Genomic DNA, 21,240 nt, shown 5'->3' on the forward strand with positions numbered 1-21,240 from the left:
GGGGATTTTGATGAATCACTTTAGAAACTATTGGTATCAACCGATGATCGCGCATGATGCGAATTTTGTTCATAAAAGAAAGATGACGCCAGCAAAGAGGTTAGTGATTACAGCGTTACTCGGTTCACTTGCTGCTATTTTTCAATCTGCCGGGAACCTAATCCCTGGTATAGGCTTATTTATTAGTCCTTTTGCGACGCTGCCTATATTTTTCGCTATTTGTTATTCTACTCGCACGGGAATACTTTCTTACATTCTTACTATTCTCCTATTATTTATTATTGAGCCAAGCGAACTAATTGTCTTTCCTTTTACTACAGGTTTATTAGGTATAGCGTTAGGAGTATCCTTTATACAATTCAAGAGAAGGATTTTGATTGTTTCCTTTTCAGCAATATGTCTACTTCTAGGTATTATAATTGTACTTGATATCTTTCGATTTCCTGTATTAGGTCCTACTGTTCATACAACTTTGGATATAAAAATTATTCTATTAATATTTATTCTGAGCTTTCTATACTGCTGGATCTATGCAGGCATTTGTAGAATAATGTTGAATAGAGTATATAAAGTATGGTCTTAACAATTTCTCATATATTTTTAAAGATTGGAGATTCAAGTCGTGTATAACGTTAAAATTAGAAGACCTAATTCGGATGATGTAGATGAACTGAATATGTTTTTTCGTCTTGTTATTACTGATACATTTAAAAATGAAGGGTTATTACAATTATTAGATGACATAGAAAATGAAATTAACACGAAAAAACAATATTTGAAAAATGATTTGGAGAGTAATGGAGAAAGTCGTTACTTTTTATTAGCAATTGATACAAGTAACGATAAAATCATTGGAACAATTGAAATCGGCCCAGCAAGTACATTGATTAATAGTTGTACAGGTGGTGTGTTTAAAGATTTATATGAAATAGGAACTGTATTTGTACTACCTGAATATCAACGAAATGGCATAGGCAATTTATTACTACATGCAATGTATATTACGTTACTTAGCAGAGGAATAACAGAATACTGTTTAGATAGTGGATACAAAAAAGCACAAAGTATATGGACGAAGAAGTTTGGAGAACCTAGTTATGTACTGAAGGAGTATTGGGGAGAATCAAGCGATCATATGATTTGGAAGAAGAGTTTACATGATACACCTATAATATTTGAATTATAAAATGAAATATGCCTCTGAACGTAGCTTTTCTTACATATGTATGCTATTATTTATCTTTATAATAAAAGAGGACGTGAATGAACTTGATTAAAATTAATATTCCTGAAGCTGATGTTTCAATTACTGAACGTAAACAAGTTATTAAAGGAGACGAGCCAATAATTACTCCAATTAATGGATTTATCGATTTCCACTTGTTCCCTAGAGATAAAGGCGGCATTTTTATGTTTTACAATATTAATGACGAACTTCTTTTCGTAGGTAAAGCTCGTAAAATTAGACAACGTATTAAGAAGCATTTTGAAGACAATGTTTCACCAATTAAAAATCACCGTGATGAAGTATACCGCATCGATGCATGTATCGTAGAGGATCCAACAGAAAGAGAAATTTACGAAACTTACATTATTAATGAATATAAAGCAAAATATAACGTTGATAAAGTATTCTACAAATAAGTAATAAAAAAACAATCCTAGCGCATATACTGGGATTGTTTTTTTATTTAAATTTAGTCCTCATATTTTTCTCCTTTTTTTAAATGATTAGCAACAATAAAACAGCATACACCTATACATATAAGTACAATTCCAATCGATTTATGTTTTCCCTCAAAAAAAGGAATATCAGAAATAACATTTGTCATACATAACCCTATAAACACAAGGATAGGTCCTGCCCACAGTAATACATTGCCGAATTTCGTATGTTGCCACATAGTAACCCTCCTTACCTCTTTTTACATATATATCTATAAAATAAAAGTAAATTCATAGAGAAATATAGTTTTTTTCATATCGAAAATTTAACCTTCATATATTGGTACAAGCAAACGAGAAAGGGGACCATCATGAATTGGTTAGAAGCTTTTATATTAGGAATCATACAAGGTTTAACAGAGTTTTTACCGATAAGTAGTACGGGTCATCTTTATTTAGGAAGGCATTTGTTTCAATTAGATGAAGCAGGATTGTTTTTAGATACGATGCTGCACATTGGAACTTTGCTTGCAGTGTTTATTTATTACAAAAAAGAATTTATATATTTAATTAAAAATCCATTTTCCAAACTAATGCTACTACTTATTGTCGGGACGATACCCGCAGTTGTAATCGGATTGTTATTTAAAGACTTTTTTGAGGATATTTCAAAAACAGGCATTACGATTGGATGGGAGTTTTTAGTGACAGGTTTCTTTCTATATATGGCTGATAAACAAAAAAATGGTCGTAAAAAAATGGATGACATTACATATAAAGATGCATTTATTATCGGTTCATTTCAAGCTGCTGCTATTTTCCCAGCAATTTCTCGTTCTGGTATGACAATCGTTGCTGCATTATGGAGGAAGTTAGACCGCGAAACTGCTGCTTACTTTTCTTTTTTATTATCAACGCCAGCCATTGTCGGAGCTATCATTTTGCAATTAGCAGATGTTTATCAAGGGAAAGCAGAATCTATTTCTAGTACATCATTAATCGTCGGCACATTATCAGCAGCGTTTTTCGGTTATATAGCCGTTTCATGGATGATTCAATATTTAAAACGTCACTCCTTAAAAGTATTCGCGTATTACGTATGGGGATTAGGCATTTTAATTTTAACGTTACAATTTACTCATGTTTTTTAATGTAGTAACTATTCGTTTAGATCCTGTTTCATTCATACAAGGCAGGGTCTTCTTTCATTAAGGGGGAAAATATGTTTAATAAGGCTATCGTTATTGGCGGAAGTATCGCAGGAAAACTCGCAGCAAAAGCATTATCATCTACTTTTAAAGAAGTAATCATTATAGAAGCTGGTGAAAGATGGGATGGAAAGTCTTCGAGAAAAAGAGTTCCACAAAGTAATCATCCTCATGTGTTATTAAAAGGTGGAGTAAAAGCGATTGAGGAATTGTTTCCTACTATCACTAATGAATTAATTGAAACAGGTAGTATCGTAAATAACTTTACTCGTGATATAAAATGGCATCAATTTGGTTTATGGAAACAGCAATTCATAGGTAAAGTACATATGATTCAACAAAGTAGGTTTTTGCTTGAATGGCATATTCAAAAACGAATTAATGATATTTCAAATGTTACCACTAAATTTGGAACATTAGTTGATGGTTTATTAGTAGATGGAAAGCTTAACAAAGTAAGTGGAGTAAAAGCTAAATGCTTAGAGACGGGCACGCAAGAAGAAATTCAAGCAGATATTGTTGTTGATGCAAGCGGATTCGGTTCAAAAAGTATAGCGTGGTTACGTGAATACAATATTGAAGTGCAAGAAGAGAAAGTGCGCATTGATTTGTTTTACGCAACTAGAATGTTTAAACTCAATGAAAATGAGAAATTAGACTGTTGTAATATGCTAATGTCTCCAAGTTTCCCTGACAATCCGTATGGTGTTCTTATTCAAACGATTGAGGATAATCGCTATTTTGTTACTTTCAGCGGATATGCAAATGAGAAAGCACCACAAACAGATGATGAGTTTTATGATTTTGCTGAAAACCTATCAATTTCTAATGTGACAGATTTTCTAAATAAAGCTGAGGCAATTTCAAATATCAAAACGTACAAAATTCCTTATCAAGTACGTCGGCGATTTGATTTAGTTAATCATTTACCAGAAGGATTGTTAGTAGTTGGGGATGCACATTGTCGTTTTGATCCTGTTTTTGGGCAAGGTGTTTCAGTTGCAGCTATGGAAGCTCACCAATTGCAGTTACTTTTGCAAAAGAGACAAAAGCTTGATAAAACATTTACACAGCGATTTTATAAAAAGACCGCTAATATCATACAAACTCCTTGGGAAATGACTACAACGGAAATATCACGTCATCCTCAGCTAACAAGAAAATTATCGATGAAGCAAAAATTTCAGCTATGGTATACGAAACAAATATATGAACTATCTGCAACTGACTCTGATGTTTATATTCGATTAGTAAGAGTTATGAATTTAATTCGTAGTCCATTGCACCTATTTCATCCGAAAGTACTACTTGCTGTATTACTGAAGCGAAAGAAATAGCAGGAAAATAATCGATTAAAAAGAATATATAACAGTTAGTATATATAGAAGGAGTGAGCGAGATGAAAATATACATAGAACAATTAAAGAAACACGATGCTAAAGATTTATTTACGTTTGAACTTACGAATAAATCTTTTTTTGAAACAATGGTACCAAATCGTGGCTCACAATATTTTAATTTTGAATATTTCCGAAAGCTACTAGACGATTTATTAATAGAACAAGCGGATGGAGATTCTTATTTTTATTTAATTCGTAATGAAGAAAAAGAAATTGTAGGACGAATAAATTTAGTAGATATTGATACAGAAACTCGAAGCAGTTCATTTGGGTATCGAGTCGGAGAAAAGTTTACTAAAAAAGGGGTTGCAACAGCAGCTGTAAAATTAGTTTTAGACGTAGCGAAAAATAATAAAATTAATGAGATTCATGCTAAAACAACTACTAATAATCTCGCATCACAAAGTGTATTAGAAAAAAGCGGGTTTTCTTCCTATCATAACGAAGCAGATACAACATCTGTAGAATTAAATGGAGAACATGTGAATTTTGTACATTATATATGGAGAAATACTTCGCGCTTATATTAAGGGGGGCTTATACATGAATGATTTACGTTATCCAATTGGGCAATTTACATCCAAACGTCCTATAACTGAAGAAATGATTGATACATGGATTCAAGAAATTGAAGATTTACCTAATGAACTAGCAAAAGCAATTAAAGATTTAGATCAGAAGCAGTTAGACACACCATATCGAGTTGGTGGATGGACGGTTCGTCAAGTAGTTCATCACGTTGTTGATAGCCATATGAATAGCTACATACGCTTTAAATTAGCACTAACAGAAAAGAATCCTACTATTAAACCATATAAAGAAGAGAAGTGGGCAGAACTACCTGATTCTAAATTACCAGTAGACGTTTCACTAGTAATGTTAGAATCGTTACATAAAAGATGGGTTAACCTTTTATATTCTCTAGAACTAGAAGATCTAGAAAAGACATTTAATCATCCAGAAACTGGTGAAACAAAACTTGCTGCTGCAATTGGACTATATGCATGGCATGGACGTCATCATACAGCGCATATAACTTCATTAAGAAAGCGACTAAATTGGTAACATGGAGATTGGATTAGAGAAGGCAACAGAAAATGATGCAGCAGTTTTATTTCAAATGCAAATAGACTCATTTAGCCCTTTATTAAATAAATATAAAGACTATGAAACAAATCCAGCAAATGAAACTATTGAAAAAACTATTTTAAGGATAAATAATCCAAGCAACAACTTTTATAAGATGATAATAGATTCGAACCTTGTTGGAGCGATATGTATATCCCAAAAAGAACTACCTTATAAATTTTGGATCAGTCCAATGTTCATTCATCCAATCTATCAAGGGAAAGGAATCGCTCAAAAGGTACTTATTTTAATTGAAAAGATGTTTCCAAAAGCAAGGAGTTTTGAACTTGCTACGATTTTAGAAGAAGAAAGAAATTGTTTTCTATACGAAAAAACGGGGTATAAAAGAACAGAAGTAATAAAGAAATTAAATGATAAAACTACACTCATTTATTACAAAAAAGAAAGGTAAAGCATTTGAAATACGCTTTACCTTTTTCTGTTACTTAAGATTAAATATACAAAAACGATGCATATTCTTCCAAAATACTCGGGTTAGTAATTTTGGAACTGAATAAATATACATAAAAGCGTTATTTCGTCGTATATGTTACTAACGCTTTTTGAATGCTTAAAACACTATCGTCACCTTTAAATTCTTTCGTAATTGGTGTACTCAAACTAGATACCCAAATTTTAAGCTCAGCGTCTAAATCAAAATGCCCAGCTGTTTCAATGCTAAATTGTGTAATGCTTTTATAAGGAATAGAATGATACTCTGTTTTTTTACCTGATATCCCTTGTTTATCTACTAAAATAAGACGACGATTTGTAAATACGATTAAATCACGAATTAATTTATAAGCATGTTCAACTTTCTCATCGTCTAACATAATCTTCTCTAAATCACGTTCTACACTTTCTGTACTCGCATTTGATGCATTTCCTAAAATACCGCTAAATAAACCCATATGAAATTCCTCCTCGGTTAATTGTGGAATGTATTACTTATATTGTACCATGCTATTTACTAAGAAATTATGACATTACTTTAGTAGTTTCTGGTTATTATTGCAATTCGTTTATATAACCTCGTCTTAAAATCTTGTGTTAACATGTAAGTAAGAAAAAAGAAGCAGAGGGATATAGCATGAAAAATATAGGTTTAGTATTAGAGGGCGGAGGAATGAAAGGTCTATATACTGCAGGAGTACTCGAATATTTTATGGAAAAGAACTTATTCTTTCCGTATGTAGTTGGCGTATCCGCTGGTGCATGTATGGGCGCAACTTATTTATCACGTCAAAAAGGAAGGAATAAAAAAGTAAATACAGAGCTAGTGTCAGATCACCGATATATATCTTATCGAAATTTGATTCGAAAACGTGAATTATTTGGAATGGACTTTTTATTTGATGAAGTCCCTAATAAAGTTGTTCCATTTGATTTTCAAACTTTCTTAAATTCCAATGAACAATTTGTTATAGGAACGACTGATTGTGATTCAGGAAAAGCAGTTTATTACAATAAAATAGAACACGGAAATGATATTTTAAAAATCATTCGCGCATCAAGTTCTGTACCGTTTATAGCGCCTGCTGTAGAATATGATAATCTAAAATTGCTAGATGGAGGGATTATAGATCCTATACCGGTTCTAAAAGCACAAACTGATGGTTATCAAAAGAACGTCGTGATTATGACAAAGCCAGAAGGATATGAGAAGCAGCGGAATAAATTTTCTGGTCTGGCTAAAATTTTATATAGTAAATATCCGAAAATCGCAGAACATTTAGTAGAACATTATCGTTATTATAATGAAACCGTAACTTATATGAATGGCAACGAACAGAAAGATAATTTTTATGTAATTCAGCCTAGCTCACAACTTCCTATAAGCGGAATAGAAAGAAATAAAGAAAAGCTAGTTAATTTATATAATCTTGGCTATACAGATGCTCAATATCATTATGAAAAATTATTAAGTTGGATAGAGAAATAAAGGGGTGGAAAGTTGCTATTAGGTAAAATGGTTATTTTTAATGAATTGCAGAAAATGCATAGTCTGCTGCATAAACCGTTTCCGTATCGTGCTACAGGAAAATTGCAACGAGACTTAAAAAGTAAATTTACAGATGATGACTGTATAAACGCTGATTTTAATCATTATTGGATGCATACAGCAGGTACTTTAAGTTCTGTACTAAATGGAAACGAACAGAACATTACGTTTCAGCAAATAAAGTGGTTAAGGAAATCGTTTTTTGAATGGTTTCCGCAATATCGTTCTATAGAAACAGAAATTGTGAAGTATCCCGTTTTGTATAGAGATTTCATGAATTATGAGAAAGCGCGAAAACTATTACTATATTATCTTACTGAATAAAAATTAAAACGTACAAGTTATGCTGCTTGTGCGTATTTTGTTCATAAAAAAGACAATATTTATACCTTGCTTATATAGGAATTTTAATGTGCAGAAAGAAGTAATTATAGAATGAAGTAAGGGAGGAGAGGCGTTTAGCGATTGTTTTCCTTTAATGGATTGTCCAACTCGAATATCGTTAGTTATTTATGATAAAATATTTCGAGTGAAATCAAGTACTTATTATATCCAGTATTAAATAAGTTAAGCCAGGAGGAACAACAGTAAAATGGAAAACGTATCAAATATAGATAAATCGGAATCAAGAAAATCTTTACAATCGACTATTCGTAAACTTGAAAATGCATTATTACAGATGACTCAAAAAGGTGCAAATACTACATTAGTGAAAAAACGACTTAAAGCCGTTTGTGTAGGGTTAGCAGTACTAGAAAACGTTTGGAATCAAGAAAGTCACCAGTATAGTCAAGAAGAGTTAGCAGAAGCTCGTAATGTCCTTGTTGGTTTACTTCCATCAATTGAGAGAGCCTATGATAAGTCTAAAGTAGGTAGTCCGCAAAGAACTCTTTTAACAAGACGAATCAAAGCGTTGGAACTTTCTATTCAGGCAATTGATAAACTTTCTAATAAATAACTCATCTAAATACAATATCATCCTAATCCTAATTTTTATAAAAGCAATCTAGTGAAAAGAAATACAAAGGAGGAAGATGGGTGACTTCAATAATTAGTCCTAAATTAGAGGAGCTTAATAATCAATTAAAAAATGGAAACGAGAAAGCTTTTTATACTTTTTTGCATGAAATAAAGTCAAATCATACGCCACTAATAGAACAATGTCCTGTAAATAATCAGTATAAGCTTATAACGTATATATGGTTAGGGGACCAAAAAACTGAAAATGTTTATGTATTCGGTAGTTTTCCTGGTTGGGATCTGTCTGTAAATCAATTAAAACGATTGTTACAGACAGATATTTGGTATGAAACGTTTAGGACGGATAAGAGTTTTATTTCAACTTACTATTTTTCAGTAAACGATTTTTTCGAAAATGATTGGATAAAGCGTAGTGAACAGTACGAACTAGACCGATTTAATGGAAATACATTTGGAGAAGGTGCTAATAAAGCATCAGTGTTAAGTATAGGGATGGAAGTGCAGTATAGCAGTCGTTTCCCTTCAGATCATTATCCATCTGGAAAAATTGAAACATATTCTTTTCATAGTACGATTTTAAATAACACACGTAACATTCATATTTATACGCCTCATGACTATTCTCACACTTCACACCTTCAAGAACTTCTCATTGCATTTGATGGGAATTCATTCATTAATAACCTTTCAATCGCAAGAACACTCAATTATTTAATATACGAAAAAGAAATCCCATCTTGTATTGCTGTTGCAATAGATCCTGTTGATCGACTAGAAGAGCTAACTTATAACGATAAAATGAATGCATTTTTAACGGAGGAATTACTTTCGTGGATTCATGCTAAGTATCGTGTGCATCAAGAAGCGAAACATACAACAATTGCCGGTTTCAGTCTTGGTGGCTTAGCAGCTTTTTATGCAGCACTTCAAAATCCACATGTTTTCGGAAACGTGTTGTCAATGTCTGGATCCGTGCATTGGAAAAAGGATGGTTATGAAAATCAAATTCCTTGGATTGAAAATCAAATTTCATCTATAGATTCCGATACGAGTCAACCTCATTTTTACATAGCAGCAGGAGAACTTGAAAACAAACCTCTTTTAACGGCTAATAGACGCCTGTATAAAGCTTTAAAAGAAAAAGGGTACCAAATTACTTATGAAGAGTTTCAAGGCGGACATGACGGTGTTTGGTGGCGAGAAAAGTTGTTTGATGAATTGAAAGCATTAAAACTTACAAAAACAACACTCTAAATTAAAAAGGAGAGAGAGTCTATGAATCAAGAAGAACTAGATAAAAAACTAAAAAAGCAAGAGATATTAGTAAAAGATGAGAAAGTTTGGTCTTATACGTATGAGGATCATATTAGTTCTATCGTTAAAGAAGCAGAAAAGAAAGGGTCTTTTGATAATTTGCCAGGTAAAGGGAAACCTCTTAATCTTGATAAAGACCTTTCATACAATCCTGAAAAGCAACTTTATAGAACGTTAAAGAATAATCATGTTTTACCTAGGTGGATTGAGCTTTCAAAGGAAATTGATGATTTAAAAGAAAAGCTAAAAGAAAATACAAATACTACAGAAGCAGCGGATTTAATTCGAACTATTAATAAAAAGGTTTTAGAACATAATCTACTTTGTCCACCAAGTGCACAAAAAACGAGGGTGAAAACGGATTTTTAACAATTTTCAATGAAGCTATCTTTTGCTATATAATTAAGTAAGGCATTTTCAATTCATTATTAAAGGGAGGCAAATGTAATGAAGAATACGTATCAGCTTCAAATTCCGAAAGAACTAGAGCACTATCGTAGTATTTTAGAAGAAAGTGTGAAACCTTATATTAAAGTGTCTGGAACATTAGCAGAGACAACGCTTTTTGAAAGTAAATTTGGTGGTTATCCGTATTTACCTATAGATCAAGAGCATCCTAAAGATTCAAATGGACAACCTATGATGTTACTAGCGCAGCTAAACTTTGAAGAAATGCCGCATGTTGAATATATGCCTCAAAAGGGTATGCTACAGTTTTTCGTAAGTGCTGAAGATGAACTTTACGGAGCAGATTTTGATCATCCAACAATCCAAAAAGACTTTCGAATTATTTATCATTCTACAATTATAGAAGATTTAAATAAGGTAATTACTGATTTTAGTTATTTAAACACTTCAGAATTAGAGAACTTTATCATTCCTGAAGCAGCGAAATTAAAGCTTGAATTAGGTTATCAACCAGTAACATCAAGGGATTATCGATTTGAAAAGATGTTTAGTGAGGAAATTGATTGGGAAGAAATTGTTGATGAAGAAAATAATACTGAATTAGGCGAACTGTATGATGATTTATGTAAAGATCAAGGGCATAAAATTGGTGGTTATCCATTTTTCACACAGACAGATCCAAGGGAATGGGAAGAAAAATACCAGCAACATGACATGTTATTGTTGCAAATTGATACAGATGATTCATTAAATATTATGTGGGGAGATTCTGGTGTTGCTAATTTCTTTATAAAGAAAGACGATTTATTAAATCTAGATTTTTCCAATGTTATTTACAATTGGGATTGTTATTAAAAACATATAACTGAAATACTAGTAAGCTAAAAAATCTTCCTAAAGGTGAGGGAGATTTTTTTATGTTAAAAATAAACGTTATGTTAACTAGAATAAAGAACGGTAAGTACAATAAAAGTCAAGTGTAACTGACAGAAATAACAACAAATAATCTAAAGTTATAAAACGTGTGTAAATAGCAATATAAATTTATTAAGTAAAACATAAAATGAATTTAATAATTTATATTTTGTATAGAAATAATTTTTCTGTATAAAAATTTCTTGTCGATCAAAAATGTTTTTGATTCGATAATTCTTAATGGATTATTGATTTGAATTTGCTGTGATGGATTTATAACAAAAAGAATGATAAAAACTGTAGAAATTCGTTTAGATACGATTTTATGTAAATCTCACTAAAAATCTCCGCTCCGTCTCATTAAGTATAGTTTACTTGGTTTTTGATACCTGATATCGCTTTTTTCTACAACTGCCTATAATATATATTATGTTAACTAACTTAGAATAATAAACTTATTAAATGTTAGCGTTGGTGATTAGCCTCCCCTTGTTCTTTTTAATCATTCTGTGTGATGGATTGTTTAGTTGTTTGTTTTTTTGTTGTTTTATAAGTTGTTGATAAAAATGTCTCCAGATATAAATTATATTTAAGACAATAAAAAATGCAATTCGTTTTAAATGAACGCATTAAACGAATTGCATTGATATGATTACGAATAAGTTTTTAAAATTAGTTTGCTACAGCAATGTTTCTAATGCACTTTTAATGTTTTCGAATACTTGTCGTGTTTGTGTAGCTAAATCACCAACGCCAACTATTTGACCATCAGTATTGATTGCTACTTGTCCAGATATGTAAATTGTTCGTTTAGCGTTACTAACTTCGACAACATGCGAATATCCAAAAGTTGGTGGCATCGTTTCTGGATTGATAAATTTCTTTTGCAGGGTGTCCCTCTCCTTTTTTAGCAAATTAATTATAAAATCTATGTATTTGTTATGTTCTATAAATAAAACTAAGAATCCTTTAATGATTTCAAATTAAAAACCTTAGTATTGCTATCTTCATACCTATAATAAGGTTTTCTAGAGTTTTATATTTAGTTATCGCTAGTGGAACTTGTCAAACTAATCTTTTCATACTCTGTTTTAAATTGATTATCATTTTTTAACCAACGTTTAAAAGTCGATTCGCTTATTTCTAAATTTGAACAAGTTGTAGCATTACACTTATCTTTCATGTATGCTTTAAGGAAATTTTGTTTTCTTTGTTTAACGGCGGTTTGAGTTTGTTTTAGTTTTCGATCTTGTAATTGGTCTAATCTTAGACTTTCTTTCTGAAACACTTCATATTTTCTATGCAAATAAATATCTTTGTCTTTATAAATCCAATTTGAAAATAGTTGTATTGATTTTCTTCCAGATAAAATAAAGCGATAATGTTTGTTTTGATTTAGTAAATCGGCTCGTAAATTGTGATTTTGAAGAATTTGATGTAAAGAATTCATAAATCTATATGATCCTCCTACAAAGCTTACTATATAATTTTCATACTTGACGTAACCATCCCCATCAAAATATCCACGAACAAAATGATGTAAATATTCTTCAGGCACGAATGGGAATTTGATATTTAATGATTTACATGGCATGATTCCATGTATATTCATAAGGTCGTCTTTTATTGTTTTGCTATTAATGTTTAGCATCTATACGCCTGTTTTTTTATTTTGATATAGTGGCTGGTTGGTGTGTAGTTCTTGTTTTATATCTTCTAAAATGTAACTTTCTTTTTGAGATATACTGACACATTGATTTTCTTTCTGTATAACACCATCTGCTGCTATAAATCCTAAAATATAAGCCATGTTATTTGACCATGTTTTAAAATAATCTTCTGATATGTCATACTTCCTTTTCCAACTCCCTATAGCACGCCTTGGAACGTTATTGTCTGTTAAAACCATACGAATATATCTAGCAGACACATTGGCAAGCGTAGCTATTTCTGAGGTACTCTTCCCTTCTGCATATAGCTGAGTTATTTGAGATTTTGATAGTTTACATTTTGATTTCTTTTTTCTCTCTATTTGCACTTACATCCTCTCCTTCCTTTTAATAATTAGAGACGTATTTTCTTCTACAACATATAACAAAACGTATGTTCTTCGTTGTTTATAAGAAAGTATTTACCAAATTAAAACAATTTACATTTACTTTATATTTGTTTTATCTGCTGCCTGATTTATTTTTTATATATAAGAATAATGAATTTGACAAATTTATGAAATGTACTGAATTTAAGATGAAAGGTAAATTAATTTCGTTTAAACTACAAATAGCTACAATAACAACATACGTATATTGTTAAACGTAAAAAGGAGAACGAATGAAAAAGAAATATATGAATCAAATTCATACTGATGTAAATTTTAAACCGAAAGATATAATCGGTTTAATGACTGATTACTTTAAAATGAAATCAAAGCTGCGTCCTTTAAAGAATTTACCTATTGTTTTATCGGATAAAAATAATGAGTCTTTAGAGAGTGTGACATGGTTTGGGCACTCTGCTTCTCTTTTGAAAATAGAAGGTAAAACATTGTTATTAGACCCAATGTTTGGAGATGCCTCTTCCCCATTTCCTCTGTTTAATAGTAAACGTTATAGTGGTATTTTTTCTTTAGAACGTGAAGACCTTCGAGAAATTGATGCGATTATCATTTCACATAATCACTATGACCATTTGAATTACAAGAGTATTATGCAGTTAAAAGATCGTGCGAAGCATTTTTATGTTCCAACTGGAGTTGCGCAATATTTAATTAAATGGGGTGTTTCACCTAGCAAAATTAGTGAACATAATTGGTGGGACGAAATTACGTTTGATAATATAAAATTAGTTTGCGCACCTGCAAGGCATTTCTCAGGACGAAGTATGACAGATAGAGATTGTTCGTTATGGTGTTCATGGCTTATTCTTGGTCAAGAGACTAAAGTTTTCTTTAGTGGTGATAGCGGGTATGCTCCTCACTTTAAGGAGATTGGTGATAAATACGGTCCATTCGATCTTACGTTAATGGAATGCGGGCAATATGATCCAAGGTGGTCTGCTATTCATATGTTACCAGAAGAGACAGTGCAAGCTCATATTGACGTGAAAGGAGAATTACTTCTTCCGATTCATTGGGGTGCTTTTACATTATCATTACATGAATGGAGTGATCCTATTGAACGTGTGACAAAAGAAGCAAAGCGTTTAGGAGTTAATATTGCAACGCCACAAATTGGTGAATCTATCACGTTAAAATCTACAGACTATCCTTCATCAACTTGGTGGAGAGAAATTTAACTATAAATAAAAAAGAGCGATCTCTATTATAAGGAATTCGCTCTTTTTCTGTATTTAACCTTATTTCACTATATTTGCTTTACCGCTATCTAAAACTCTATTTGTTTGTACAGAGTTAATATTAATAACCGTATTCATACTTTTATCAGTTAGTTCAATAAGTTCGTTTTCGTGATTGATTTTCTGTAAATCCCACACCATTCCATTGAACTCGTTATGTTGTCCACTTACTCTTAATATATTTTTCGTTTTACTTGATGGCTGTAATTGTAGATTTGTAAATTGATTACCGCTAATTTCATTTGGTGTAGTTACATTACTATCCATATAAATCATATTTACACAATCTTCAAGTGAGAAGTTTATAAAACGGTTGGCATTTATCCAAGCATAACCAGATTGCGGTTTCTTTGCTACTAATTTCAGCCCAGTTTCCATTCCTACAACTTTTATATTTTCAAAGTTAATAAATGAAATTTCATTTTCTTTCCCACCAGAATACAAAGAAATTCCAGTACCTTTATTTGTTTCTGTCCAATTAATAATATTTATATCTTTTATTTGTGTTTTGTGCCAAGTGTTATAATACTTATTTTTGCCGTCTAAATATATAACTTCAGAATTAAATGTAGGATCGTTTACAGCTATATAGGCTCCTTCGATAGAAGCGTTTTTTTCTAATTCTAGAACTCTGAAATTACCTTCAACAACAAACTGTGTTCCATAACCGAATAATAATTTTACACCTTTTTTCACTACGATTGGTGACGTGATTTTATACTTCTTATCCTCAAGCAATACTGTTTTAATTGTACTTGATTCTGCTTTATTAATAGCAGATTGTATTTTATTTGAATCATTTTTACCTTTAAAGTCTTCTACATACACTTTATCATTTTTAGCTACGCTATCTTTTTTGTTGTATTGATAAAAAGCAAAAGTAATTAAAACTACAGCTATGAGTAAAATAATTATTTTCTTCATTACACTCATCCTCATATAAGTTTTCTCCTTAGCTACTCTTCGAATAATCTATGGCTTTTATATTTAGGTTATAATGATTGTGCTGCGTATTATAGATTACAATTCCTGCTTTTTATAATTGAACTATATTATCTATAGAACTATCCTGCTTAATCAATTCCGCATTCCTATAATCTATTAATTTATGATTAGATAAAACAAAATTGTGCTCTAATATTAATTCATTGTGGAATAAATCCGGTAAAAATTTAGGTATCATCTCTCCTACGCCGTAATTATAGTCACTTAGAATCCAAGAAATCTCTTTCCAATCTAAAATTCCTTCTGATACTTTTTTGGAGTGTGATATGTAAATTCATTATGTAGCTTTACTAAATAAACATACATACCACCAGAGTAAGATGAGTCCTCCCACTTAATAATGCCTTTAAACTGAATTTGTTCATGCGTAACTTCTATATTAGTCTCTTCTTTTATTTCACGAATCGCATTTTCTAAAGGTGTTTCTCCCTTTTCTACCTTTCCACCTACCCCGTTCCATAATCCTTTTACAGGGTCATATTCTCTATTTAACATAAGTATCTCTTCATTTCTCTTTATAAAACATAAAGTGTGCTTGTACATAATGTGATTCCTTCCTTTGTTATTAATAAGCTCTTACTGGAGATATAAGATGTACTGCTGCAGATGGTGTTCCTGCTTCAATTAATATTGGTCTCATAGAACCGCTGAAACTTAAAGTAACCGTTTCTTCTTTTATCGCCTTTAAAGCATCCATCATAAATCGTCCATCGAAAGATATATTTAATTGTTTTTCACCTTGAATCTCATCTATCTGTTGTGTCTCGGATATTTTTCCAATCTGAGAAGCGTTAGAAGAAATTTTAATTGTGGATTCGTCTATGATTTCTAAGTTAACATTGTTATTTGCCCATTCACTTGATAATAAGCTGGATCGATCTACACCTTGTAAAATTCTTTTTCTATCTACGTTAATGACTGTTTGAAATTCATTTGGAATTAAACTAGATATATTAGGATATTTTCCTTCAATTAATCTTGAATATAATGTAGTTGTACCGAATGTAAAAATAATGTGACTTTCTGAAAGATAGATGTATACGAATTCTGAATTACTATTCATTAATTTTAGCAGTTCACTAATAGTTGCACTTGGTACGATACAACTTGCTTTTACCTCTGTAGAAATTATCGTTTCGCGTATAGCAAGTCTATGTGAATCAGTTGCAGCACAAATTAATTTGTTGTGTTCTAATTCGATATGTACTCCCGTAAGAACGGGTCTAGATTCATTTTTAGCTACTGCAAAGACAGTTTGTTTAAATACTTCAATCAATTGTTCTGTTTCTGCTTGTATTTTTGCATGATCGTCTATAAGTGGTACTTTCGGAAACTCATATGCTGGAAGTCCATTTAAGTTTAATGTGATTTCTTCTGACTGTATCGTAATTATTTGCTCATTCGTACTTTTTATTGATACATCGCTTGGCATTTTTTTTATAATTTCAATGAAATATTTTGCAGGTACTACAATAGTTCCTGCTTTTACTATAGTTGTAATTTGGTCGCCTTCAGTGGAACTAGGGATGAATTTTTCGATGAAAATATTTGAATCACTTGCGATTAAAGTAATTCCCGATTGATCTACAGTTATTTTTATGCCAGATAATATAGGGATTATAGCTTTGGTAGATATAGCTTTACTTACTTCTGAAAGTGCTTGAGTGAAATGTTTATGATTAACGATAAACTCCATTTTTTCCCCGCCTTACATGAATTGATAATGTTATGAAGATTGATGAACGATTGTCCCGTTAAAAAAGTAAGGCACTGTTTCTTTCCTTTGTAATATATTAAGTAAGTGTTCTGGTATACGTAAATGCGGTGCTGCTTCATGTAATTCCATCCAAGTAATCTCTTCAATTTCTTTTGGCCTTGTTATATTTGCCTGCCCGTCAATTATTTCACCTAAAAAATTAAAGAAAATTGCATGGTGTCCTCTCTCTTCGAAAAAAGCTTCGCTAATGTAACAAATACCGTTTACAGTTATATGTAGCCCGGTTTCTTCTTTCACTTCCCGAGTTACTGCCTCTTCTAACGTTTCTCCCAATTTAACTGCGCCACCTGGTAGCGTGTAATAAGAACCGTTCTTTCCTTTATTTTTTACCATTAAGATCTTTTCATTTGTTTTATCGTATAAAAGTGCATATGTAACATTTACTTTTTTCATACGTACCTCCTCTGTTTTTACTAAAAGGAATTTTCTGTCTATTTATCATTCTATCATTAACTTGTTTTAATAGTAAGTTCACGAAGTATTAGAATAAAAATTGATTAAATTAATACTAAATGAAAATGCCAGAATAACTCCTAAATTAGTAAAAACCCCGCTCCTATTTTGAGACGAGGTTAAACTTATATAACAAACGGATTCCAAATTAACGTTTCTTTAGATCAATTTTAAAAGTATACATATGAAACCCGTATTTTTTGTTAATAGCCAAAGATTTTTTACTTCCCAATTTCACAAAGTAGTTTTATCTCTTTGATTTGTTCTATATGACGCTGTTCATGCAAATAGATCAGTTCTATCCACTGATCAAGATGTAATTCTCCAAGAGCTGGATGCATCACTGATTTAATCGTTAATATAGATTCATCTTCTATTGTACTTAGGAAACGCATTAATTCTTTTCTCGATTCGTTTAACATATCGATTATTTTCTGCACTTCAAATGGTTCTAAACTTGGTTCAATCATTCCTGGAGCTATAAATTTTAGCGATCTATCTTGTAATATAGAGCGGATTTCTCGACGCTCTTTTAGGGTACTATCAATCTTTTTTAAGCCAGATGAAATAACCTTTATGACCACTTTATCCAATAAAACTAAGTGATGACATACTTGTGCTATACTCCATTTATTCTTGTCTGGCTTACTATTGAATTGAGCATCATCCAATATCATAATTTCCTCGAATAGATGTTTTCTCGTTTCATCAAACCTATCATTTACAAATGAATTCATAACATTTCCCCCCTTCATCTGAATGCATATATTTAGATGCCTATTTTAGGTATATTCGCTATAAATAATTAGTTTCCCGTAACTAATATTCCACTTCGATCTTTTTTTGCTTTAGAAGTGCCTCTAAATATGAATTCACTCAAGATTCTCCTTTAAATGCATAATCCAAAAGGATAAATTTGTATTCAAAATACTAATGTTAATTCAATATACACTTTATAAACGTTTTTCTAAATAGTAATGATTATGTCCTTTCGGATGATCTTCACTTACTCCAATCACTTTATATCCATGCTTTTTATAAAACGCAGGTGCCTGAAAGCTAAAAGTATCTAAATTGATTAGCCTACACTCTTGTTCAATTGCAAATTCTTCAATAAGCTTTATTAATTGGCTTCCGTAGCCTTCGTGTCTATACTCTTCAGAAACCCAAAGGGAATCGACATGTACGTGGTGCCAAAATGTAATTGCAGTTATTCCGCCTACAATTTCTTCCTTTTCATTTCTCACTATAAAACTAATTTTTTCTGAAGGCTTTTTCTCTTCATCCGAAATATGTTTTTGGTTATATTCAATTACTTTTTCTCTTATGTAATCACTATCTTCTTGGACCCATTGTTTTACTATTTTCATTTTAAGTAGCACACTCCTTTTAAAGTATCTATTCAATTTAATAATCGTAATATCCTGTCTAACTTAATAGTCGTAGAGCACTGTTTCATTTCACTAAAATAAAGAAAAGCCGTACTACATTTTATCTGTAGTACGGCTTTTTATGGCGTCTGATTCTTTTTAATCTAAGTTTCAACATATTAGTACAATAATTCAATTGTATTACTGCGGATAAGAATGAACATTCCTAAACCAATTAGAACACTGGAACGATAATATGACAATTTCTCTCAAGTACTTTAGCTAAAATAGGAGCTCTTATCAATTTGTAGCTAATAAAACACCATATTGCTATCATGCAATAAAAGATTACTAATGTAACAATATTGGCATTAAGATTTTGACTAGCAAACATTGGTATATAAATCGAAATATTATCAGCTCCATTAGCTAATGTAATTGAAGCTACTTTAAATATTGAACTAGAAGCGTTAGCAATGACTTCGTTACTTTTATAAGAACGAAGTGACAATAGTCCTTTCACTCCAATATAAATTGGTACGAATCCTAATAATCCGATCCACGAAACAGGAATGAAAAAAGAGCTTAAAGAACCGATGATACTTAGAAAAATAATTAAACTAAACCCAAAATATTGTCCAATAACAATATAAAGTTCTTTCATTTTAGTTTTCCCTCGGACAGTACTACCTTCTTTCTTAATTACTCCTGTCCTTACTTGCGAAAATAAAACAAGAAGTATAAAAATGTCATCAATATTTGTTAAAGTGAATGCGATAAAAGAAGAAATTATAGTTGTAACCAATATAAGCCAACTACCTTTATAATAAAATAATGGTGTACAAATGAATTGCATATCTAATAACAAAGGTGGTTAATGTAGGTTTATAACATGATTTCAGTGCCTTTATAAAACAATATGAATATTTTACTAATCTGCTACTTAGTTGCTAAAGAAATAAATTACTTTATTACCTTTCAAATCATTTTCACTTATTTTGTAATATAAAAAGAGCCCTATACAAGGACTCTTTTTATAATTAAGCTACTTTCCGATATAAATGTCGTGTTTCTTTTTTGTTTTCTGCTTTTGGTGGACGAATAAATATCGAAATAATGAAGGAAATAACGCTTAAAACACCAATTATAATAAAGGTCGGTTGAAATCCACCCAGTAACGCTCCAATGAACGCTCCTGCAAGTGCACCAAACCCGAAACCTTGATATACAATCCCGTAATTTGTACTATGGTTTTTTAATCCGAAGAAATCTCCAACAATGGCTGGGAAGATTGTGATATTACCACCAAAGCAAAAGGCAACACTTGCTACACAAGCGAAATAAATACCGTAATTTAGAGGAATGAAACTTAAAGTAAAGACTGACAATCCAATTATTATAAACGTTGCAGAAACAATTTTCATTCGACCAATTTTATCTGATAACGTTCCAAGAACGATTCTACCTACCGTATTAAAAATTGCAATCATTGCAACGGCGTTAGCGGCGGTTGCTGCACTAAGTCCAACGAGCTGTACCCCAATATCTTTTACCATACCGATTAAATATAGACCGCCCATACACGATGTGAATAGCATAAAAAACAAAAGATATACTTGTTTCGTTCGCATCATTTCACGAGGCGTATAGTCATTGTTTAATGATTCAGTTACAGTGTTACTTACGATTGCTTCACGTAAGAAGAACGATCCGGTTAAAACTAAAAGCAAGACGATGATACCCCAATATAAAAATGCTTGTGATACACCAAGACTATCGATAAGACTTCCGTTTATATATCTAAAGATTAAGCTGCCCATTCCATATGCCGAAACAGATATGCCAGAAATAAGTCCTTTTCGATTTGGAAACCATTTAATTAAATTAGATAGTGATGTAATATAAGCAGTTCCATCTGCATAACCAACAACGACACCAGCTAATAAATATAGTAATGGTAAGGAAGAAACTTGTGAACTAAGTATTAAACCGAGTCCCAAAACAATCCCTGCAGTAGCGATGAGTTTACGAAGTCCTAATTTTTGCTGCAACTTTCCTGCAAATAAGGTTGAGAATGATAATGAAAAACTTGTTATGGAGAAAGTTATCGCTACGGAATTGAGGTTCCATCCAAACTTACTAACAAGGGGTTGATTAAATAAACTCCATGTATAAATTGTCCCAAGGCCAATTTGAACAATGATTGTACCTAGAACAATTAGTAACGGATTTATAGAAGTTTGTTTCATACTAACTGTCC

Annotated in this window: 23 protein-coding genes and 4 pseudogenes; 15 read left to right on the forward strand and 12 right to left on the reverse strand. The window is 31.5% G+C overall.

All coding sequences use genetic code 11. From position 1 onward, the window contains the following. Positions 1 to 10 precede the first annotated feature (10 nt). The 3 genes from AC1DMU_RS06280 (at position 11) to AC1DMU_RS06290 (ending at position 1,644) form a co-directional block, all read left to right on the forward strand. Positions 11 to 583 (forward strand): YybS family protein, encoded by a 573-nt coding sequence (locus AC1DMU_RS06280; RefSeq protein ID WP_088063636.1) that lies wholly within the window; start codon positions 11 to 13, stop codon positions 581 to 583. Positions 584 to 622: 39 nt separating this feature from the next. Further along, positions 623 to 1,186, forward strand: coding sequence for a GNAT family N-acetyltransferase (locus tag AC1DMU_RS06285; protein WP_088063635.1), 564 nt, complete (start codon positions 623 to 625; stop codon positions 1,184 to 1,186). A gap of 77 nt (positions 1,187 to 1,263) precedes the next feature. Then, a complete protein-coding gene (locus AC1DMU_RS06290) occupies positions 1,264 to 1,644 on the forward strand; it encodes a nucleotide excision repair endonuclease (protein WP_001048941.1) in 381 nt (126 codons plus the stop codon). A 53-nt stretch (positions 1,645 to 1,697) separates the two neighbouring features. Here AC1DMU_RS06290 and AC1DMU_RS06295 read toward each other — a convergent pair whose 3' ends face one another. Beyond that, positions 1,698 to 1,904: a hypothetical protein gene (locus tag AC1DMU_RS06295; RefSeq protein ID WP_000267713.1), complete on the reverse strand. Its 207-nt coding sequence runs from the start codon at positions 1,902 to 1,904 to the stop codon at positions 1,698 to 1,700. 132 nt (positions 1,905 to 2,036) lie between these two features. Between AC1DMU_RS06295 and AC1DMU_RS06300 the strand changes: the two genes are divergently transcribed. The 5 genes from AC1DMU_RS06300 (at position 2,037) to AC1DMU_RS06320 (ending at position 5,813) form a co-directional block, all read left to right on the forward strand. After that, positions 2,037 to 2,816: an undecaprenyl-diphosphate phosphatase gene (locus AC1DMU_RS06300; RefSeq protein WP_060486786.1), complete on the forward strand. Its 780-nt coding sequence runs from the start codon at positions 2,037 to 2,039 to the stop codon at positions 2,814 to 2,816. Between the two features lie 71 nt (positions 2,817 to 2,887). Beyond that, positions 2,888 to 4,210, forward strand: a complete 1,323-nt coding sequence (locus AC1DMU_RS06305) for an FAD-dependent oxidoreductase (protein ID WP_088063634.1) — start codon at positions 2,888 to 2,890, stop codon at positions 4,208 to 4,210. A gap of 62 nt (positions 4,211 to 4,272) precedes the next feature. Further along, on the forward strand, positions 4,273 to 4,803 hold the full coding sequence (locus AC1DMU_RS06310) for a GNAT family N-acetyltransferase (protein ID WP_088063633.1): 531 nt from the start codon (positions 4,273 to 4,275) through the stop codon (positions 4,801 to 4,803). A 13-nt stretch (positions 4,804 to 4,816) separates the two neighbouring features. Continuing rightward, complete coding sequence (locus AC1DMU_RS06315; protein WP_088063632.1) at positions 4,817 to 5,338, forward strand: YfiT family bacillithiol transferase; 522 nt, start codon at positions 4,817 to 4,819, stop codon at positions 5,336 to 5,338. Between the two features lies 1 nt (position 5,339). Then, positions 5,340 to 5,813 carry a GNAT family N-acetyltransferase gene (locus tag AC1DMU_RS06320; protein ID WP_088063631.1) on the forward strand — a complete coding sequence of 158 codons (474 nt, stop codon included), beginning with the start codon at positions 5,340 to 5,342 and terminating at the stop codon, positions 5,811 to 5,813. Positions 5,814 to 5,934: 121 nt separating this feature from the next. Here the strand turns inward: AC1DMU_RS06320 and AC1DMU_RS06325 are convergent, their stop codons facing one another. Then, a complete protein-coding gene (locus AC1DMU_RS06325; protein WP_000522465.1) occupies positions 5,935 to 6,312 on the reverse strand; it encodes a PH domain-containing protein in 378 nt (125 codons plus the stop codon). 179 nt (positions 6,313 to 6,491) lie between these two features. Between AC1DMU_RS06325 and AC1DMU_RS06330 the strand changes: the two genes are divergently transcribed. From AC1DMU_RS06330 to AC1DMU_RS06355, 6 genes are all read left to right on the forward strand, one after another. Next, positions 6,492 to 7,343 (forward strand): patatin-like phospholipase family protein, encoded by an 852-nt coding sequence (locus AC1DMU_RS06330; protein WP_088063630.1) that lies wholly within the window; start codon positions 6,492 to 6,494, stop codon positions 7,341 to 7,343. A 12-nt stretch (positions 7,344 to 7,355) separates the two neighbouring features. Next, entirely contained in the window at positions 7,356 to 7,727 is a 372-nt protein-coding gene (locus tag AC1DMU_RS06335) for a YxiJ-like family protein (RefSeq protein WP_088063629.1), read from the forward strand. Between the two features lie 268 nt (positions 7,728 to 7,995). Continuing rightward, positions 7,996 to 8,361 (forward strand): hypothetical protein, encoded by a 366-nt coding sequence (locus AC1DMU_RS06340; protein ID WP_088063628.1) that lies wholly within the window; start codon positions 7,996 to 7,998, stop codon positions 8,359 to 8,361. An 80-nt stretch (positions 8,362 to 8,441) separates the two neighbouring features. Next, positions 8,442 to 9,638 carry an alpha/beta hydrolase gene (locus AC1DMU_RS06345; RefSeq protein WP_142291752.1) on the forward strand — a complete coding sequence of 399 codons (1,197 nt, stop codon included), beginning with the start codon at positions 8,442 to 8,444 and terminating at the stop codon, positions 9,636 to 9,638. 21 nt (positions 9,639 to 9,659) lie between these two features. Continuing rightward, positions 9,660 to 10,067, forward strand: a complete 408-nt coding sequence (locus tag AC1DMU_RS06350) for a DnaJ family domain-containing protein (RefSeq protein ID WP_097890144.1) — start codon at positions 9,660 to 9,662, stop codon at positions 10,065 to 10,067. 78 nt (positions 10,068 to 10,145) lie between these two features. Then, positions 10,146 to 10,961: a YwqG family protein gene (locus AC1DMU_RS06355; RefSeq protein WP_088063627.1), complete on the forward strand. Its 816-nt coding sequence runs from the start codon at positions 10,146 to 10,148 to the stop codon at positions 10,959 to 10,961. 749 nt (positions 10,962 to 11,710) lie between these two features. Here AC1DMU_RS06355 and AC1DMU_RS06360 read toward each other — a convergent pair. Together AC1DMU_RS06360 and AC1DMU_RS06365 are read right to left on the reverse strand one after the other, a co-directional pair. Continuing rightward, a pseudogene (locus tag AC1DMU_RS06360) lies at positions 11,711 to 11,911 on the reverse strand (RidA family protein); the annotation flags it as partial. 152 nt (positions 11,912 to 12,063) lie between these two features. Then, positions 12,064 to 13,059, reverse strand: a pseudogene (locus AC1DMU_RS06365) (LAGLIDADG family homing endonuclease). Between the two features lie 293 nt (positions 13,060 to 13,352). On the opposite strand from AC1DMU_RS06365, the gene AC1DMU_RS06370 reads away from it, so the two are divergent. Then, positions 13,353 to 14,315: an MBL fold metallo-hydrolase gene (locus AC1DMU_RS06370; RefSeq protein WP_088609368.1), complete on the forward strand. Its 963-nt coding sequence runs from the start codon at positions 13,353 to 13,355 to the stop codon at positions 14,313 to 14,315. Positions 14,316 to 14,375: 60 nt separating this feature from the next. On the opposite strand, the gene AC1DMU_RS06375 is transcribed toward AC1DMU_RS06370, so the two are convergent. From AC1DMU_RS06375 to AC1DMU_RS06410, 8 genes and pseudogenes are all read right to left on the reverse strand, one after another. Beyond that, positions 14,376 to 15,314 (reverse strand): hypothetical protein, encoded by a 939-nt coding sequence (locus AC1DMU_RS06375; protein ID WP_088063624.1) that lies wholly within the window; start codon positions 15,312 to 15,314, stop codon positions 14,376 to 14,378. Positions 15,315 to 15,411: 97 nt separating this feature from the next. After that, a pseudogene (locus AC1DMU_RS06380) lies at positions 15,412 to 15,923 on the reverse strand (NUDIX hydrolase). A gap of 22 nt (positions 15,924 to 15,945) precedes the next feature. After that, the gene (gene dnaN, locus AC1DMU_RS06385; protein ID WP_088063623.1) at positions 15,946 to 17,076 is read right to left on the reverse strand and encodes a DNA polymerase III subunit beta; all 1,131 of its coding nucleotides are present in this window, start codon (positions 17,074 to 17,076) and stop codon (positions 15,946 to 15,948) included. A gap of 30 nt (positions 17,077 to 17,106) precedes the next feature. After that, on the reverse strand, positions 17,107 to 17,550 hold the full coding sequence (locus AC1DMU_RS06390; protein ID WP_088063622.1) for an NUDIX hydrolase: 444 nt from the start codon (positions 17,548 to 17,550) through the stop codon (positions 17,107 to 17,109). Between the two features lie 281 nt (positions 17,551 to 17,831). After that, positions 17,832 to 18,347, reverse strand: a complete 516-nt coding sequence (locus AC1DMU_RS06395) for a DinB family protein (protein WP_088063621.1) — start codon at positions 18,345 to 18,347, stop codon at positions 17,832 to 17,834. A 216-nt stretch (positions 18,348 to 18,563) separates the two neighbouring features. Then, positions 18,564 to 18,980, reverse strand: coding sequence for a GNAT family N-acetyltransferase (locus AC1DMU_RS06400; protein WP_088063620.1), 417 nt, complete (start codon positions 18,978 to 18,980; stop codon positions 18,564 to 18,566). 179 nt (positions 18,981 to 19,159) lie between these two features. Continuing rightward, positions 19,160 to 19,785, reverse strand: a pseudogene (locus AC1DMU_RS06405) (cadmium resistance transporter). A 235-nt stretch (positions 19,786 to 20,020) separates the two neighbouring features. Next, on the reverse strand, positions 20,021 to 21,229 hold the full coding sequence (locus AC1DMU_RS06410; protein ID WP_088063619.1) for an L-lactate MFS transporter: 1,209 nt from the start codon (positions 21,227 to 21,229) through the stop codon (positions 20,021 to 20,023). Between the last annotated feature and the right edge of the window lie 11 nt (positions 21,230 to 21,240).

This window comes from Bacillus sp. 01N45 (assembly GCF_056399205.1).

What these genes read in the sequence shown, in the direction of transcription:
- AC1DMU_RS06280 (WP_088063636.1), top strand. Translation starts at nt 11, where the DNA reads ATGAATCACTTTAGAAACTATTGGTATCAACCGATGATCGCGCATGAT.
- AC1DMU_RS06290 (WP_001048941.1), top strand. Translation starts at nt 1,264, where the DNA reads ATGAACTTGATTAAAATTAATATTCCTGAAGCTGATGTTTCAATTACT.
- AC1DMU_RS06295 (WP_000267713.1), bottom strand. Translation starts at nt 1,904, where the DNA reads ATGTGGCAACATACGAAATTCGGCAATGTATTACTGTGGGCAGGACCT.
- AC1DMU_RS06300 (WP_060486786.1), top strand. Translation starts at nt 2,037, where the DNA reads ATGAATTGGTTAGAAGCTTTTATATTAGGAATCATACAAGGTTTAACA.
- AC1DMU_RS06305 (WP_088063634.1), top strand. Translation starts at nt 2,888, where the DNA reads ATGTTTAATAAGGCTATCGTTATTGGCGGAAGTATCGCAGGAAAACTC.
- AC1DMU_RS06310 (WP_088063633.1), top strand. Translation starts at nt 4,273, where the DNA reads ATGAAAATATACATAGAACAATTAAAGAAACACGATGCTAAAGATTTA.
- AC1DMU_RS06315 (WP_088063632.1), top strand. Translation starts at nt 4,817, where the DNA reads ATGAATGATTTACGTTATCCAATTGGGCAATTTACATCCAAACGTCCT.
- AC1DMU_RS06320 (WP_088063631.1), top strand. Translation starts at nt 5,340, where the DNA reads ATGGAGATTGGATTAGAGAAGGCAACAGAAAATGATGCAGCAGTTTTA.
- AC1DMU_RS06325 (WP_000522465.1), bottom strand. Translation starts at nt 6,312, where the DNA reads ATGGGTTTATTTAGCGGTATTTTAGGAAATGCATCAAATGCGAGTACA.
- AC1DMU_RS06330 (WP_088063630.1), top strand. Translation starts at nt 6,492, where the DNA reads ATGAAAAATATAGGTTTAGTATTAGAGGGCGGAGGAATGAAAGGTCTA.
- AC1DMU_RS06340 (WP_088063628.1), top strand. Translation starts at nt 7,996, where the DNA reads ATGGAAAACGTATCAAATATAGATAAATCGGAATCAAGAAAATCTTTA.
- AC1DMU_RS06350 (WP_097890144.1), top strand. Translation starts at nt 9,660, where the DNA reads ATGAATCAAGAAGAACTAGATAAAAAACTAAAAAAGCAAGAGATATTA.
- AC1DMU_RS06355 (WP_088063627.1), top strand. Translation starts at nt 10,146, where the DNA reads ATGAAGAATACGTATCAGCTTCAAATTCCGAAAGAACTAGAGCACTAT.
- AC1DMU_RS06370 (WP_088609368.1), top strand. Translation starts at nt 13,353, where the DNA reads ATGAAAAAGAAATATATGAATCAAATTCATACTGATGTAAATTTTAAA.
- AC1DMU_RS06375 (WP_088063624.1), bottom strand. Translation starts at nt 15,314, where the DNA reads ATGAGGATGAGTGTAATGAAGAAAATAATTATTTTACTCATAGCTGTA.
- dnaN (WP_088063623.1), bottom strand. Translation starts at nt 17,076, where the DNA reads ATGGAGTTTATCGTTAATCATAAACATTTCACTCAAGCACTTTCAGAA.
- AC1DMU_RS06390 (WP_088063622.1), bottom strand. Translation starts at nt 17,550, where the DNA reads ATGAAAAAAGTAAATGTTACATATGCACTTTTATACGATAAAACAAAT.
- AC1DMU_RS06395 (WP_088063621.1), bottom strand. Translation starts at nt 18,347, where the DNA reads ATGAATTCATTTGTAAATGATAGGTTTGATGAAACGAGAAAACATCTA.
- AC1DMU_RS06400 (WP_088063620.1), bottom strand. Translation starts at nt 18,980, where the DNA reads ATGAAAATAGTAAAACAATGGGTCCAAGAAGATAGTGATTACATAAGA.
- AC1DMU_RS06410 (WP_088063619.1), bottom strand. Translation starts at nt 21,229, where the DNA reads ATGAAACAAACTTCTATAAATCCGTTACTAATTGTTCTAGGTACAATC.